This window comes from Streptomyces sp. AMJ-169 (assembly GCF_055597585.1).
The window spans coordinates 65619-80833 of record NZ_JBVLTJ010000022.1 but is presented as its reverse complement, the minus strand read 5'-3'; the positions used below and the strand labels follow the sequence as shown (position 1 = coordinate 80833).

The following is a 15215-nucleotide window of genomic DNA, read 5'->3' as shown; positions in this document are numbered from 1 at the left end:
GACACCTGTAGAGAACACCGGGGAGCAACCGTGTCCGGATTCGTAGAAAAGCCCGAACCGCTGGAGGTCCCGGGCCTGGTCCACCTCCACACCGGCAAGGTGCGCGAGCTGTACCGCGACGGTGCGGGCGACCTCGTGATGGTCGCCAGCGACCGCACGTCCGCGTACGACTGGGTCCTGCCGACCGAGATCCCCGACAAGGGCCGCGTCCTCACCCAGCTGTCCCTGTGGTGGTTCGACCAGCTCAAGGATCTGATCCCCAATCACGTCCTGAGCACCGACCTCCCGGCGAACGCCCCCGTCGACTGGGCCGGCCGCACCCTGATCTGCAAGAGCCTCGACATGCTCCCCGTGGAGTGCGTGGCCCGCGGCTACCTCACCGGCTCGGGCCTGCTGGAGTACGACGCGTCCCGCACGGTCTGCGGCCTCCCGCTCCCCGAGGGCCTGGTCGACGGCAGCGAGTTGCCCGCCCCGATCTTCACCCCGGCCACGAAGGCGGCCGTCGGCGACCACGACGAGAACGTGTCGTACGAGGAAGTCGCCCGCCAGGTCGGCGCGGACACGGCGGCCGAGCTGCGCGAGTCCACGCTGGCCGTGTACTCCCGGGCCCGCGACATCGCCCGCGAGCGGGGCATCATCCTCGCGGACACGAAGTTCGAGTTCGGCCACGACAGCGAGGGCGTCCTGACGATCGCCGACGAGGTCCTGACCCCCGACTCGTCCCGCTTCTGGCCGGCGTCCCTGTGGAACCCCGGCCGCCCGCAGCAGTCGTACGACAAACAGTTCGTCCGCGACTGGCTGACCTCGGAGGAATCCGGCTGGGACAGAAAAAGCGAACAGCCCCCGCCGGAGCTGCCGGAGCGGGTGGTGACGGAGACGAGGGCGAAGTACGTGGAGGCGTACGAGAGGCTGACGGGCGAGAGCTGGTCGTAGGGGGAAAGCTCCCCGGGGCGAACGACTCCGGGGAGCCAACTTCTTTTAGGGGCGCGGGGAACTGCGCGAACAAGCCCCACCGGCCCGCACCCGACCACGAACGCGAAAGACCCCGGCCGAAATCCCGACCGGGGTCTAAAAGCTGGAGCGGACGACGAGGCTCGAACTCGCGACCTCAACCTTGGCAAGGTTGCGCTCTACCAACTGAGCTACGTCCGCAAAGGCACCGCACTGCGCCGTGGCGCGACGCCAACTATACCCAACCCCGCGCCCGGGCGACCCGCACCGCCGCATGCCGGTTCTCCGCCCCCAGCTTCGACGCCGCCGAAGACAGATAGTTCCGCACCGTCCCCTGCGAGAGCCCCGCCCGCTCGGCGATCTCCGCGACCGGCGCCCCATCGCCCGCCAGCTCCAGCACCTCCGCCTCCCGAGCGGTCAGCGGCGAGTCCCCGGCGGCGATCGCGTCGGCCGCCAACTCCGGGTCCACGTACCGATTTCCGGCATGCACGGTCCGGATGATCTCGGCCAGCCGCCGCGCGCTCACCGTCTTCGGCACGAACCCCCGCACCCCGGCGGCCAGCGCCCGCTTGAGATGCCCCGGCCGCCCATGACTGGTCACGATCAGCACGCGGCAGTCCGGCAGTTCGGCCCGCAGCGATGTGGCGACCTTCACACCGTCCGCCCCCGGCATCTGGAGATCCAGCACGGCGACGTCGGGCGCGTGCGCCAGCGCCATGGCGAGCGCCTCGGGCCCGCTGGCCGCCTCGGCGACGATCAGGAGATCGTCCTCCAGCGACAGCAGCGCGGCGAGCGCCCCCCGGATCAGATGCTCGTCGTCGGCGAGCAGCACCCGCAGGCTCATGAAGTGACCTCTCTCACAGATTCCATGGGGACCTCGGCCACGACCCGGAACACCCCGTCCGGGACGAGCCCGGCCTCCAGCGTCCCCCCGACGGCCGCGAGCCGCTCCCGCAGCCCGGCCAGCCCCGACCCGCCGGCGGAACCCCCACCGGAGGAAGCCCCGTCGTTCTCCACGACCAGCACCACCCGCCCCCCGCCCACGGACACCCGCACCGCGCACTTCCCCGCGTCCCCGTGCCGCAGCACATTGGTGGTCGCCTCCCGCACCACCCACCCCAGCGCCGACTGCACCTCGGCCGGCAGCCCCCGCGCCTCCCCGCTGACCTCGCACACGATCCCCGCGGCGCCCAGCACCCCCCGCGCCCCGGCGAGTTCGACCCCGAGATCGACCTCCCGGTACCCGCGTACGACGGCCCGCACCTCCCGCTGCGACTCCCGCGCGATCCGCTGCACCTCGACCATCTGCTCAAGCCCCTCCTCCCGCCCCCGCCGCGCGAGCCGCACGGCGAGTTCGCTCTTCAGCGCGATCACCGCGAGGTTGCGCCCGAGCACGTCGTGCAGATCCCGCCCGAACCGCAGCCGCTCCTCGGCGACGGCGAGCCGGGCGCGCGTCTCGCGGGCGGCGTCCAGCTCGTAGACGGCGCCGATGAGCCAGACCGAGGAGACGGCGATGAAGGCGAGGAACCCCGAGGTGACGAAGACGACCGCGGTGGTGAGGAGGACCGCGAGCCAGGGCGTGCCCAGCAGCAGCGACAGCACCCCGGTCCCCAGGGACATCCCCCCGACGGCCGCGTACATCCGCCGCCGCTCCCGCAGCCCCAGCGTGAGGATCCCCGCCCCGAAGCTCACGGCGACCCCGAAGACAGCGCCCGCCGTCCGCACCGCGCCCTGTCCTTCGGCCGCGTACCGGGCGGTCAGCAGGGCGGCGAGGGCGATCAGCAAGGTCAGCGCGCCGTACCCCCACAGCAGTCGCGCCGGCCGCTCCCGCACCCCTTGCCGCCAGTCCGCCGTGCGGGCCACGACCGCCACGAGCCCCACCCCGTGCAGCCCCATCAGCGCCGCCAGCGCCCCGCCGGCCCCCGCCCCCAGCTCCCGCACGGCCGGCACCCCGGCGATGGCGAACTCCATCGGCCCGAAGGCGTAGAACGACCACCGGATGTACGCGTCGAACTTCTCCGGCGTGCTCTTCCCCCGCCACCAGCCGCGCATGCCTCTCCCGCTCTCCTCTAGCGCCGGGGTTCCCAGCGGAACCACCGGCGCGCCCCCACCAAGGCAAGCACGACCCAGACCAGCCCGGTACCGACGGCCTTCAGCGCGTCGTAACCGGACAGGTCCCCGGTCCAGCCGCCCCGCACCAGCGCGATGACCGGCGACAGCGGCAGCAGCTCCAGCGCGGACGCCACCCGGCCGGGGAAGACCTCCAGCGGTACGGCGACCCCGGAGGCGATCATCGAGACGAACACGAACGGCATGGTCGTGACCTGCGCGCTCTCCGCGGTCTTGGTCAGCCCGGAGGTGACGGCGGCCAGCAGCGCGCACAGCACGAGCCCCAACAGCAGCCCCAGGACGACGAGTTGGGGTGCCCCGGGCGCGCCCACCCCGAGCAGCGCCGCCGATCCCGCGATCAGCGCGATCACCTGGAGCAGCCCGATCCCGGCCATCGGCAGCGCGGCCCCGGCGAGGATCTCCCTGTCCCGCAGCTCCCCGGTCCGCAGCCGCTTCAGCACCAGCTCCTCGCGGCGCGCGGTGAGCACCCCGGCGATCCCCGAGTACACCCCGAACAGCAGCGAGAACCCGATCCCGGCCGGCAGCAGCACGGTCCCGGGGTCCAGCCCGACGTCCCGCACCTTCATGTCGTCGACGGCCCCGCGCAGCGAGAACGGCAGCAGCAGCGGGATCAGGACGGCGGCGACGAGCATGCTCTTGTTGCGCCCGAGCAGGATGAACTCGGCGGACGCGAGCGCCCGAAGCCTTCCGGCGGCGGTGCTCATACGACGGCTCCTTCACGCTCCGCGGCGGCGATCCCGAGGAACGCCTCCTCCAGCGAGGCCGGCCGCACGTCCAGCCGCCCCAGTTCCACCCCGGCCCGCGCGGCCCAGTCCAGCACCAGCGTCGCCGTCCGCTGCAACTCCCGCGTCCGCAGCCGTACGAGGCTCCCGTCCACGGAGTGCTCGAAGACCCCGAGTTCGGCGAGCGGCGGCAGGTCCCCGACGAAGTACCCGAGCGGCAGCTCGAAGGACATCCGGGACGGCTGCGCGGCCGTCACCTCGGCCGGGGTGCCCGAGACGGCGATCTCACCGGCGTGCATGATGGCGAGCCGGTCCGCGAGCCCCTCGGCCTCCTCCAGGTAGTGCGTGGTGAGCAGCACGGTCGTCCCGGAGTCCCGCAGCGCCCGCACCAACTCCCAGGTGTCGCGCCGCCCTTCGGCGTCGAGACCGGTCGTCGGCTCGTCCAGGAACAGCACCTCGGGCTTCCCGAGCAGCGCCAGCGCGAGATCGAGCCGCCGCCGCTCACCCCCGGACAGCTGCTTGACCCGCACACCGGTCCGATGCCCGAGCCCGACCAGCTCCAGCGCCTCGCTGTATTGATGGCTCGTTCGCCTCCGGGGCGCCTTAGTCGGTGTCGAGGCGGTGACCGTGCTCAGCCCTTCGGGCCTCCGCGCGCTCACCCCCTCGACACCGACGCGCCCCTTCGGCTCACTCGCGACCGGCCGTGCCCCGCTGACGCACCCCGCCCACATCCGCGCGGTCTCGCCGACGGTCAGCTCGGACGGGAACCCGCCCTCCTGGAGCATCACCCCGGTGCGCGGCCGTACGGCGTCGCGCTCGGTGTACGGGTCGTGCCCGAGCACCCGCACGCTTCCCCCGCTGGGCCGCGCGAGCCCTTCCAGCAGTTCGACGGTGGAGGTCTTCCCGGCCCCGTTGGTCCCCAGCAGCGCGAAGACTTCCCCGCGCCCGACCTGGAAGCTGACGCCCCGGACCGCCGCGAACCCGCCCCCGTACACACGCCGGAGGTCGGTGACCTCGATCACGTGTTCCTTCAAGGAGTTCATGCATTCAGCGTGCCGGGGCCCGAGGCGCCGCTGTAGTGCGGCATGTCACCACTCCCCATGACAAATGTCAGAAGCCGCCCGAAGACGCGAAAAGACCCCGGTCGATTACCCGACCGGGGCCTTCACTTGGAGCGGACGACGAGGCTCGAACTCGCGACCTCAACCTTGGCAAGGTTGCGCTCTACCAACTGAGCTACGTCCGCACTTGCCCCACCCTACCCGACGAAGAAGCGTGTCCGGTACGGCGATGCAGAGCGGGTGACAGGAATTGCACACTGCGCCTTCCCCCTGGAAGGGGGATGTTCTGCTACTGAACTACACCCGCACAACCTGCCTGGCCTGGACTTTTCCGTCCCGCCCGGCGGCGTGCTCCAGACATTAGCCGATCGGCGGGGGGGTAACGCAAGTCGAGCCCGCCGGGCCCTCAAGTCGGCTGCCCCCAGCGGGACCTGAGGGCAGCCGGCACCGCGTCACTGGGCCGCGGCGAACGCCTCGTACACCTTCTTGGGGATCCGGCCCCGGGCCGGTACGTCCATCTTGTTGGCCAGCGCCCAGGCGCGGACCGCGGCCGGGTCGGGGGCGACCTCGGTCTGCCGGTAGGCCTTGCCGGAACGGGACCGCTTGCGGCCCGCCTCCACGTACGGCTCAAGAGCCTTACGCAGTTTCTTGGCATTGGCTTCATTCAGGTCGATCTCGTACGACTTCCCGTCGAGGCCGAAGGCGATCGTTTCCGCCGCTTCCGAGCCGTCGATGTCGTCAAAGAGAGTGACCACGACCTTCTGCGCCACGAATATCGGTCCCTTCAGATGGCATGCCATACAGCACAGCAGTGCGCGCCCGATGACATGTCGAGTATCGGCTATTGCCAATTCATTTGTACAGTGCTTGGCAATAAAAAGTGAAGCCGACTAAATCCTTCCGCGTGTCCGCCGCGCAATACTTGCCGGGGACTGATCGAGGATCTTTCCCTTAATTTTCCTGAACCCGCCGCTCCGATGCGTGATCGTGATCCCAGGCTTGTGCCTTCCTACAAGTCTACCCGCGTAGAAATTTTGTACGGGTAGTCTGAACGCACTGTAGGAACCAGCTCAGCACCAACACCGGGAGTACCAGTGGCACGCGTCGTGGTCGACGTCATGCTCAAGCCGGAGATCCTCGACCCCCAGGGCCAGGCGGTGCAGCGCGCACTGCCGCGCCTGGGTTTCGCCGGGATCTCGGATGTACGGCAGGGAAAGCGATTCGAACTGGAAGTTGACGGACCAGTGGACGAGGCCGCCCTCGACCGCATCCGTGATCTTGCGGAATCCTTCCTCGCCAACACCGTGATCGAGAACTTCACGGTACGCGTCGAAGAAGTCGCGGAGGCCGTGAAGTGACCGCTCGTATTGGCGTCGTCACTTTCCCCGGCAGCCTCGACGACCGCGACACCCAGCGCGCGATCCGCCTCGCCGGCGCCGAACCGGTCGCCCTCTGGCACAAGGACAAGGACCTCCACCAGGTCGACGCGGTCGTCCTCCCCGGCGGTTTCTCCTACGGCGACTATCTCCGCGCCGGCGCCATCTCCCGTTTCTCCCCGGTCATGGAGACGGTCATCGAGCAGGCGAAGGCGGGCCTGCCCGTCCTCGGCATCTGCAACGGTTTCCAGATCCTGACCGAGGCGCACCTGCTGCCGGGCGGGATGCTGGGCAACGATCACCTGCACTTCATCTGCCGCGACCAGAAGCTGCGCGTCGAGAACGCGGACACGGCGTGGACGGCCGACTACGAGGCGGGGCAGGAGATCCACATCCCGCTGAAGAACATGGACGGCCGGTACGTGGCCGACCAGTACACGCTGGATGAACTGGAGGCGGAGGGGCGAGTCGCTTTCAGGTATGTCGACTTCAACCCGAACGGTTCGCTGAACGACATCGCCGGCATCACCAACGCCGCCGGCAACGTCGTGGGCCTCATGCCCCACCCCGAACACGCGGTCGAGCCGCTGATCGGGTCGGGGCGCACTGACGGTCTCCCCTTCTTCACGTCGATCCTCAAGAAGCTGGTCAACGCATGAGCCGCACGCCTCTGGACACGGTCGAGAACGCGGCCGCGACCCCCGACGTCGCGCTGCCCTGGGCCGAACTCGGCCTGAAGAAGGACGAGTACGAGAAGGTCGTCGAGATCCTCGGCCGCCGCCCGACCGGCGCCGAGCTGGCGATGTACTCGGTGATGTGGTCCGAGCACTGCTCCTACAAGTCCTCCAAGGTCCACCTGCGCCAGTTCGGCGAGAAGGCCCCGCGGTCCGACGCGCTGCTGGTCGGCATCGGCGAGAACGCGGGCGTGGTGGACGTCGGCCAGGGCTACGCGGTGACGTTCAAGGTGGAGTCGCACAACCACCCGTCGTACGTGGAGCCTTACCAGGGCGCGGCGACCGGCGTGGGCGGGATCGTCCGCGACATCATCGCGATGGGCGCGCGCCCGGTCGCGGTCGTCGACCCGCTGCGCTTCGGCGCGGCCGACCACCCCGACACCAAGCGGGTCCTGCCGGGCGTGGTCGCGGGCATCGGCGGCTACGGCAACTGCCTGGGGCTGCCGAACATCGGCGGCGAGGTCGTCTTCGACGCCTGCTACCAGGGCAACCCGCTGGTCAACGCGGGCGCGATCGGTGTCATGCGGCACGAGGACATCCACCTCGCGAAGGCGTCGGGCGCGGGCAACAAGGTCATCCTGTACGGGGCCCGGACGGGCGGCGACGGCATCGGCGGCGCGTCGATCCTGGCGTCCGAGACCTTTGACGATGCGAAGCCGAGCAAGCGTCCGGCGGTACAGGTCGGTGACCCCTTCCAGGAGAAGCTGCTCATCGAGTGCACGCTGGAGGCGTTCGCGGAGAAGCTGGTCGTCGGCATCCAGGACCTGGGCGCGGCGGGCCTGTCCTGCGCGACTTCGGAGCTGGCGTCGAACGGCTCCGGCGGCATGCGCGTGACCCTGGACGACGTACCGCTGCGCGACTCCACTCTCTCCCCTGAGGAAATCCTCATGAGCGAGTCGCAGGAGCGCATGTGCGCGGTGGTCGAGCCGGAGAAGGTCGACCGCTTCCTGGCGATCTGCGAGAAGTGGGACGTCATCGCGACGGTCATCGGCGAGGTGACGGACGGCGACCGGCTGGAGATCTTCTGGCACGGCGGCAAGATCGTGGACGTCGACCCGCGCACGGTCGCGCACGACGGCCCGGTGTACGAGCGCCCGTACGCGCGCCCCTCGTGGCAGGACGCCCTCCAGGCGGACGACGCGGCGAAGCTCGAACGGCCTTCCACGGGCGCGGAGTTGCGCGAGCAGGTGCTGAAGCTGGTCGCGTCGCCCAACCAGGCGTCGAAGAAGTGGATCACCTCTCAGTACGACCACTTCGTGCAGGGCAACACGGTGCTCGCGCAGCCCGAGGACTCCGGGATGATCCGCATCGACGAGGAGACCGGCCTCGGCGTGGCGATCGCGACGGACGGCAACGGCCGGTACGCCAAGCTGGACCCGTACGCGGGCGCGCAGCTGGCGCTGGCGGAGGCGTACCGGAACGTGGCGACGACCGGCGCGAAGCCGCTCGCGGTGTCGGACTGCCTGAACTTCGGTTCGCCCGAGGACCCGGCGGTGATGTGGCAGTTCGCCGAGGCGATCCGTGGACTGGCCGACGCCTGCCTGGAGTTGGGGACGCCGGTCACGGGCGGCAATGTCTCGCTGTACAACCAGACGGGTGAGGTCGCCATCCACCCGACGCCGGTGGTGGCGGTGCTGGGCGTGATCGACGACGTCGCCCGCCGCACGCCGGTCGCCTTCCAGGAGGAGGGCCACCTTCTCTATCTGCTGGGCGACACCCGTGAGGAGTTCGGCGGGTCGGCGTGGAGCCAGGTCATCCATGACCACCTCGGCGGACTGCCCCCGAAGGTCGACCTGGACCGTGAGCGCCTGCTGGCGGACATCCTCATCTCCGCGTCCCGCGACGGCATGATCGACTCGGCGCACGACCTCTCCGACGGCGGCCTGATCCAGGCGGTGGTGGAGTCGGCGCTGCTGAGCGGGAAGGGCGCGCGCCTGGTAGTCCCCGACGACTTGGACGCCTTCACGTTCCTGTTCTCGGAGTCGGCGGGCCGCGCGGTGGTGGCGGTCCCGCGCTCGGAGGAGCTCCGCTTCACGGACATGTGCGGCGCGAGGGGCCTTCCGGCGACGCGGATCGGCGTGGTGGACGGCGAGGAGGTGGAACTCCAGGGAGAGTTCAGCCTGCCGCTGGCGGAACTGCGAGAGTCCCACGAGGCAACGATCCCCGCACTGCTGGCGTAGCTGGTTCTTTTACGGTCCCGCCCCCTCTTGCCCACGGGGGCGGGACCGACCTCGTTCACGGGCCGGCCCGGGGGGGGGAATGCCCACACAGCCCCCTACACCAACCCCCGGCGAACCAGTCACCTTCACCGCCGAAGAGGCGTCCCTGACGCCCCCGCAGCTCCACACCAGACACCTCGTCACATCATCGCCAGTCGCTCACTCGTACGGGTGGATATCACCCACTTAGCTCATAACTCACCTAGGCGCGGTCATATGCTCGCGGCAATCACAGCGAGTGCCCAGCCCCGTACGGGCTGCACGGCACCGCTATGCCCGACGAGAGGCCCCGACGCCACATGGTCAGTTCCCCGCACGAGGCGATGCACCGGATCATCAGGGAGGATCCCGGTCTCTTCGTACGCGTCGCCAGACTGAACGGTATGCACTTCGCCGATGTCACGCACAGCGAAGAGCTGTCGCCCGAGGTCAGTGAGACCGATCCGCTGGAGCGGCGGGTGGACAGCCTGCTGCATATCCGCACCGCGGACAGCGAGGAGTACCTCCTGGTCGTGGAGGCGCAACGCAAGAAGGACGAGGACAAGTCGGCCAGTTGGGCCTACTACCTCAGCTACCTCTACTCCAAGCGCAAGATTCCGCCGGTCCTGGTCGTCGTCTGCGAGGACCGCGCCACCGCCGAATGGGCCACCGGCCCCTTCCACATCGGCCCGAAGGGATGGACCTCCCTCACCCTGCACCCCATCGTCCTGGGCCCGAACAGCATCCCTGCCTACACCACCCCCGAGCAGGTGGCCCGGGACATCCCGATGACTGTCCTGTCCGCGATCCTCCACCAGGGCGACCCGGAGATCCAGGCCATACTGGATGCTCTGGTGTCCGCTCTGCGGGACCTACAGGAACACAACGAGACAGCAGCAGGACACTTCGTCGAACTCACCGCTCAAGGCCTGGGCCGAGGCCCATTCGCAAAGTACTGGAGGAAGCTAGTGGCCATCGACACTTCGTTCTTCGTCTCCCCGCTCTCGGAAGAAATCCGCGAGGAAGGCCGCGAGCAAGGGCGGTCGCAAGGCTCGGCCGCGACTCAGGCGGAGAACATTCTCCGGCTGCTGGACCACAACCAGGTACCCCTCCCCGCCGCCGCGCGTGAGCGGATCACCTCCTGCACCGACCCCGACGTCCTGAGCCGCTGGTTCGACCGGGCCATCACCGCCGCCAGCGTCGCCGACCTCTTCGCCGAAGGCCCCGAAGGCTCCGAGGGCTCCGAGGGCCCCGAAGACACCCCGGCCGCCTGACCTCACCTCACCTCACCGCACCGCCACCCCGGGCACGCCCCCCGCAACCCCCCGCGTGCCCGGCAACCTCAGCGCGACCAGCGCCCCCGCGGCCATCACCCCAGCCCCGCCCAAGAACGCCGAACTCCCGGACAGCGCCCCGAAACCCGCCGCCCCCAGCGCCGTCCCCAGGGTCTGGAACAGGCGGGACGCGGTCGTCGCCACGCCCAACTGGTCGGGGGGTGCCGCTTCCTGGATCAACTGGATTGACTGGCCGATCAGTTGGCCGAACGCCAGGCCCATCAGGAAGAGAGTTGCACGGAGCCACCACAGGGAGGTGTGGGGAGTCAGGGATGACAGGCAGAGGAAGGCCACCACGGCCGTCGTCGAACCCGCGAGGATGAACGTCCGCTCCCGCACCCCCCGTTCCGCCAGCCTCCCCGCCGCATACCCCGACACCCCCATCCCCACGGCCATCGGCAACAGGAACAGCCCCGCCGCGGAACTGCTCACCCCCCGCTCGACCTGCACATACACGAGCACGTAATAGAGGACGCACACCAACCCGGCCCCCATCAGCGCCTGATACACGAACCCCCACCGCAGCGCGGCCACCCGGAACAGCGACAACGGCAGCACCGGATCGGCGGCCCGCCGCTGCCGCAGGAGGAAGAGGGCCAGCGCACCGACCGTCCCCACCGCCAGCGCGACGACCTGCGGGGACGTCCAGCCGTACCGCTCCCCACCCCACTCGGCGATCAGCAGCAGCCCACTGGAGAACAGCGCGCCGAGCACCGCACCGAGTACGTCGACCCGCGCCCGCCTCCCCCCGGCCGGCAGCCGCACCGCGTACGCCGCCCCCGCGAGAACCGCGACCCCCAGCGGCAGGTTGACGAAGAAGATCCACCGCCAGCCGGCATGATCCGCGAGCAGCCCGCCCACCCACGGCCCGAGCGCCATCCCGCCCCCGGACACGACCCCTGCCGTGCCGGCGCTCCGGGCATCCCGCTCACCGGGCCCCCGCAACTGGGCGATCACGACCATCGTGACGCTGAGCAGCCCGCCGGCCCCGACACCCTGTACGGCCCGCGCGGCGATCAACTGGTCGATCGTCCCGGCGGCGCCGCACAGCACCGACCCCGCCAGAAAGCTGCCGACCGCCGCGAGGAACACCCGCTTCGCGCCGTACGTGTCGCACAGCTTCCCGTACAGCGGCAGCACCGCCGCCGACGCCAGCGCGAACGCGCTGACCAGCCAAGGGACTTTCTCCAGTCCGTGCGCGGGGTCGAGGTCTCTGACGATCGGGACCGTCGCCGCCGACACGATCTGCGCGTCCAGGACGGCCAGGACGATCGTGACGAGGCAGACGAGCAGGCCGATCTTGCGCTGGGTCTCGGTCATGGCGGACAGCATGAACGGTGAAGATGTACTCGGTCAATCTTTAATCCCGGCCCATGATTCATCCCGGCTCAAACTTCGCCTTGGTACGGTCGAACCATGCCCCACCCCGACCGCGAGAACCGGACCGAGACGACGGGCCTGCGCGAACGCAAGAAGGCACAGACCGCCCTCCGCATCCACCGCACCGCGATCGCCCTCTTCGCGGAGAAGGGCTTCGAAGCCGTCTCCGTCCAGGAGATCGCCGCCGCCGCCGACGTCTCGAAGATGACCGTCTTCAACTACTTCGGCAGCAAAGAGGACCTGGTCTTCAAGCCGATGGAGGACCACTTCGCCGACCCGGCCCGCGCGGTCCGCGACCGCGCGCCCGGCGAGTCCGCCGTGGCCGCCGTACGCCGGCAGTTCCTGGCGATGATCGAGTCCCGCGAACCGTCCGTCGGCCTCCACGCGGAGCCGTTCGCCCGCCGGGTCCGGGAGGTGGTGATGAGCACGCCGGTCCTGAAGGAGCGCGCGTACATCGCCTCGGAACGCGGCGCCCGCGAACTGGCGGACCTCCTCGCGCGGGAGACGGGCGACGGGACGCTGGCGCTGATCACGGCCGCGACACTGACGGCGACCCGCAACGCGCTGGTGGAGGAGCACCACCGCCGGATCGACGCGGGGGAGACGGTGGAGGAGGTGGCGAGGGAGGCGACCGCCCGCGCGGACCAGGCGTTCACGTTCATCGAGAACGGGCTGGGCGGATACGCGGTGAGGCACTGACTCCCCCCGGAATTCCCCCCTCGGCTCCCCCGGACCCCCTCCCCGATAACCCCCTGAACCCCCACCCCCAACCCCCCTAAGCTCCCCCCCATGCCCCCACCCCGAAAACGCCCCCGCGCCTACGACCCCGCCAAAACCCAGACCGCCGTCCTCACTCAACTCACCCACCTCCGCACCGCCGTGACCAACCTCACCCCCGCCCAGCTCGCCACCCCCACCCGCCTCGGCGACTGGACGGTCCGCGAACTCGTCGCGCACATCGGCATGGTCCTCACCGCCGTCCCCCGCAGCCTCGCCACCCCGCCCCCCGCGCGGCAGAACAGCACCGCCCTGGACTGGCCCGCGACCACCGCCGAGAGATCGTCCGACATCGCGGGCTACACCCGAAAGGCCACCGACCGGCACACGGACGACCTCCCCTCCTACCTCGCCGCCGTCGACCGCGAACTGCGAGAAGCCCTCGCCGCACACCCCCCGACCCGCCTCCTCGAAACGATCTTCGGCGCCCTCCCCCTCGGCGACTTCATGGTCACCCGCGCCGTGGAGACGACCGTCCACACCGACGACCTCAACGCGGCCCTCCCGGAACTCGACATCCCGTACGACCGCCAGTGCCTCGCCACCACCACCCGCCTCCTCGCGGACGCCCTCGCACGAAAGGCCCCCGGCGGCGCGACCGAGGTACGGGTGCCGCCGTTCGCGGTGGTGCAGTGCGTCGAGGGGCCGAGGCACACGAGGGGCACCCCGCCGAACGTCGTCGAGACCGACCCGCTGACCTGGCTGAGACTCGCCACCGGGCGGCTGACCTGGGCCGACGCCATCGACCAGGCCAAGGTCAGCGCCAGCGGGGAGCGGGCCGACCTCGCCGGACTCCTGCCGGTCATGGCATAGACGGCGCCTGGTATGTCGTAAACCACAAAAGGTGTGCGACACCTCACTCATCCATGTGCCAACAAGGCGGTCGCGAGCCGGAGTTCACCGCTGTGACCAGGGGAAATCCAAAAACCGCAGCCCGCCTGCGGGTATCCCCAATTCGGACCAGTGGTCGACCTCGCCTACACTCGGTGCCGTGCCACGTGGTGACGGACGACTCAGTCATGATCTGCTCCCCGGCGAGAAGGGCCCCCAGGACGCATGCGGCGTCTTCGGGGTCTGGGCTCCCGGCGAAGAGGTCGCCAAGCTCACTTACTTCGGGCTCTACGCCCTCCAGCATCGGGGCCAGGAATCCGCGGGAATCGCGGTCAGCAACGGCTCCCAGATTCTCGTGTTCAAGGACATGGGGCTCGTTTCCCAGGTCTTCGACGAGACGTCCCTCGGTTCGCTCCAGGGGCATATCGCGGTCGGTCACGCCCGCTACTCGACGACCGGCGCCTCCGTCTGGGAGAACGCCCAGCCGACGTTCCGCGCCACCGCGCACGGCTCGATCGCGCTCGGTCACAACGGCAACCTGGTCAACACCGCCCAGCTCGCCGAGATGGTCGCCGACCTGCCCAAGCCCGAGGGCGGCCGGACGCCGCGCGTCGCGGCGACCAACGACACCGACCTGCTGACGGCGCTGCTCGCCGCGCAGGTCAAGGAGAACGGCGAGCCGATGACCATCGAGGAGGCCGCCCACGCGGTGCTCCCGAAGGTCCGCGGCGCCTTCTCGCTGACCTTCATGGACCAGCACACCCTCTACGCCGCCCGCGACCCGCAGGGCATCCGCCCGCTGGTGCTGGGCCGGCTCGAGCGCGGCTGGGTCGTCGCCTCGGAGACCGCCGCCCTCGACATCACGGGCGCCAGCTTCGTCCGCGAGATCGAGCCCGGCGAGTTCGTCGCCATCGACGAGAACGGCCTGCGCACCTCCCGATTCGCGGATGCGAAGCCCAAGGGCTGTGTCTTCGAGTACGTCTATCTGGCCCGCCCCGACACCGACATCGCCGGGCGCAACGTCTACGCCGCCCGCGTGGAGATGGGCCGCAAGCTCGCCGCCGAGGCGCCGGCCGAGGCCGACCTCGTCATAGCGACCCCGGAGTCGGGCACGCCGGCCGCGATCGGCTACGCCGAGGCCTCCGGCATCCCCTTCGGCAGCGGCCTGGTGAAGAACGCCTACGTCGGCCGGACCTTCATCCAGCCCTCCCAGACCATCCGCCAGCTCGGCATCCGGCTCAAGCTGAACCCGCTGAAGGACGTCATCAAGGGCAAGCGGCTGGTCGTCGTCGACGACTCCATCGTCCGCGGCAACACCCAGCGCGCCCTCGTCCGGATGCTCCGCGAGGCGGGCGCGGCGGAGGTCCACATCCGGATCTCCTCGCCCCCCGTGAAGTGGCCCTGCTTCTTCGGCATCGACTTCGCCACCCGCGCGGAGCTGATCGCCAACGGCATGACCATCGACGAGATCGGCACCAGCCTGGGCGCCGACTCCCTCGCCTACATCTCCACCGACGGCATGATCGAGGCGACCACGATCGCCAAGCCGGACCTCTGCCGCGCCTGCTTCGACGGCGAGTACCCGATGGAGCTCCCGGACCCCGAGCTGCTGGGCAAGCAGCTCCTGGAGACCGAACTGGCGGCCGGTACGGCCGCCCCGGCCGCCGTCGACGCGATCCGTCGCCCGTGAGCCCCGATCATCAACCCGAAAGACCCCAAGG

At 70.0% G+C, this 15215-nt stretch carries 14 protein-coding genes and 3 tRNA genes; 8 read left to right on the top strand and 9 right to left on the bottom strand.

What is annotated here, in order from left to right; all coding sequences use genetic code 11:
- Positions 1-30: 30 nt before the first annotated feature.
- Complete coding sequence (locus ACYUD3_RS35800) at positions 31-933, top strand: phosphoribosylaminoimidazolesuccinocarboxamide synthase (RefSeq protein ID WP_470979718.1); 903 nt, start codon at positions 31-33, stop codon at positions 931-933.
- 143 nt (positions 934-1076) lie between these two features.
- Here the strand turns inward: ACYUD3_RS35800 and ACYUD3_RS35795 are convergent.
- The 8 genes from ACYUD3_RS35795 to ACYUD3_RS35760 form a co-directional block, all read right to left on the bottom strand.
- Positions 1077-1152, bottom strand: a tRNA-Gly gene (locus ACYUD3_RS35795).
- A gap of 34 nt (positions 1153-1186) precedes the next feature.
- Positions 1187-1795, bottom strand: coding sequence for a response regulator (locus ACYUD3_RS35790; protein WP_470979715.1), 609 nt, complete (start codon positions 1793-1795; stop codon positions 1187-1189).
- Positions 1792-3003, bottom strand: a complete 1212-nt coding sequence (locus ACYUD3_RS35785; RefSeq protein ID WP_470979713.1) for a sensor histidine kinase — start codon at positions 3001-3003, stop codon at positions 1792-1794. Before ACYUD3_RS35785 ends, ACYUD3_RS35790 begins: the two co-directional genes overlap by 4 nt.
- A 17-nt stretch (positions 3004-3020) precedes the next feature.
- A complete protein-coding gene (locus ACYUD3_RS35780; RefSeq protein ID WP_470979710.1) occupies positions 3021-3785 on the bottom strand; it encodes an ABC transporter permease in 765 nt (254 codons plus the stop codon).
- On the bottom strand, positions 3782-4846 hold the full coding sequence (locus ACYUD3_RS35775) for an ABC transporter ATP-binding protein (RefSeq protein ID WP_470979707.1): 1065 nt from the start codon (positions 4844-4846) through the stop codon (positions 3782-3784). Before ACYUD3_RS35775 ends, ACYUD3_RS35780 begins: the two co-directional genes overlap by 4 nt.
- 127 nt (positions 4847-4973) lie before the next feature.
- Positions 4974-5049 (bottom strand) — tRNA-Gly (locus ACYUD3_RS35770).
- Between the two features lie 50 nt (positions 5050-5099).
- Positions 5100-5171: transfer RNA gene (locus ACYUD3_RS35765), tRNA-Gly, on the bottom strand.
- Positions 5172-5316: 145 nt separating this feature from the next.
- A complete protein-coding gene (locus ACYUD3_RS35760; RefSeq protein WP_470979704.1) occupies positions 5317-5634 on the bottom strand; it encodes a histone-like nucleoid-structuring protein Lsr2 in 318 nt (105 codons plus the stop codon).
- A gap of 324 nt (positions 5635-5958) precedes the next feature.
- Between ACYUD3_RS35760 and purS the strand changes: the two genes are divergently transcribed.
- From purS to ACYUD3_RS35740, 4 genes are all read left to right on the top strand, one after another.
- The gene (gene purS / locus ACYUD3_RS35755) at positions 5959-6222 is read left to right on the top strand and encodes a phosphoribosylformylglycinamidine synthase subunit PurS (protein WP_470979701.1); all 264 of its coding nucleotides are present in this window, start codon (positions 5959-5961) and stop codon (positions 6220-6222) included.
- Complete coding sequence (gene purQ / locus ACYUD3_RS35750) at positions 6219-6899, top strand: phosphoribosylformylglycinamidine synthase subunit PurQ (protein ID WP_470979698.1); 681 nt, start codon at positions 6219-6221, stop codon at positions 6897-6899. The genes purS and purQ overlap by 4 nt, the downstream gene beginning before the upstream one ends.
- Entirely contained in the window at positions 6896-9154 is a 2259-nt protein-coding gene (gene purL / locus ACYUD3_RS35745) for a phosphoribosylformylglycinamidine synthase subunit PurL (protein WP_470979695.1), read from the top strand. Before purQ ends, purL begins: the two co-directional genes overlap by 4 nt.
- A gap of 422 nt (positions 9155-9576) precedes the next feature.
- Positions 9577-10446, top strand: a complete 870-nt coding sequence (locus tag ACYUD3_RS35740; protein WP_470979692.1) for an RpnC/YadD family protein — start codon at positions 9577-9579, stop codon at positions 10444-10446.
- A 12-nt stretch (positions 10447-10458) separates the two neighbouring features.
- On the opposite strand, the gene ACYUD3_RS35735 is transcribed toward ACYUD3_RS35740, so the two are convergent.
- Positions 10459-11826: an MFS transporter gene (locus tag ACYUD3_RS35735; protein ID WP_470979689.1), complete on the bottom strand. Its 1368-nt coding sequence runs from the start codon at positions 11824-11826 to the stop codon at positions 10459-10461.
- Positions 11827-11922: 96 nt separating this feature from the next.
- On the opposite strand from ACYUD3_RS35735, the gene ACYUD3_RS35730 reads away from it, so the two are divergent.
- The 3 genes from ACYUD3_RS35730 to purF all read left to right on the top strand — a co-directional run bounded on the left by ACYUD3_RS35730 (position 11923) and on the right by purF (position 15184).
- The gene (locus ACYUD3_RS35730; protein ID WP_470979686.1) at positions 11923-12585 is read left to right on the top strand and encodes a TetR/AcrR family transcriptional regulator; all 663 of its coding nucleotides are present in this window, start codon (positions 11923-11925) and stop codon (positions 12583-12585) included.
- Positions 12586-12675: 90 nt separating this feature from the next.
- Positions 12676-13476, top strand: coding sequence for a maleylpyruvate isomerase family mycothiol-dependent enzyme (locus ACYUD3_RS35725; protein WP_470979683.1), 801 nt, complete (start codon positions 12676-12678; stop codon positions 13474-13476).
- A 178-nt stretch (positions 13477-13654) separates the two neighbouring features.
- Positions 13655-15184, top strand: coding sequence for an amidophosphoribosyltransferase (gene purF, locus ACYUD3_RS35720; RefSeq protein ID WP_470979681.1), 1530 nt, complete (start codon positions 13655-13657; stop codon positions 15182-15184).
- Positions 15185-15215 lie beyond the last annotated feature (31 nt).

Coding starts and splice junctions, on each gene's coding strand:
- ACYUD3_RS35735 (WP_470979689.1), bottom strand. CDS start 11,826: ATGACCGAGACCCAGCGCAAGATCGGCCTGCTCGTCTGCCTCGTCACG.
- ACYUD3_RS35790 (WP_470979715.1), bottom strand. CDS start 1,795: ATGAGCCTGCGGGTGCTGCTCGCCGACGACGAGCATCTGATCCGGGGG.
- ACYUD3_RS35780 (WP_470979710.1), bottom strand. CDS start 3,785: ATGAGCACCGCCGCCGGAAGGCTTCGGGCGCTCGCGTCCGCCGAGTTC.
- purL (WP_470979695.1), top strand. CDS start 6,896: ATGAGCCGCACGCCTCTGGACACGGTCGAGAACGCGGCCGCGACCCCC.
- ACYUD3_RS35785 (WP_470979713.1), bottom strand. CDS start 3,003: ATGCGCGGCTGGTGGCGGGGGAAGAGCACGCCGGAGAAGTTCGACGCG.
- ACYUD3_RS35775 (WP_470979707.1), bottom strand. CDS start 4,846: ATGAACTCCTTGAAGGAACACGTGATCGAGGTCACCGACCTCCGGCGT.
- ACYUD3_RS35730 (WP_470979686.1), top strand. CDS start 11,923: ATGCCCCACCCCGACCGCGAGAACCGGACCGAGACGACGGGCCTGCGC.
- ACYUD3_RS35725 (WP_470979683.1), top strand. CDS start 12,676: ATGCCCCCACCCCGAAAACGCCCCCGCGCCTACGACCCCGCCAAAACC.
- ACYUD3_RS35740 (WP_470979692.1), top strand. CDS start 9,577: ATGCACTTCGCCGATGTCACGCACAGCGAAGAGCTGTCGCCCGAGGTC.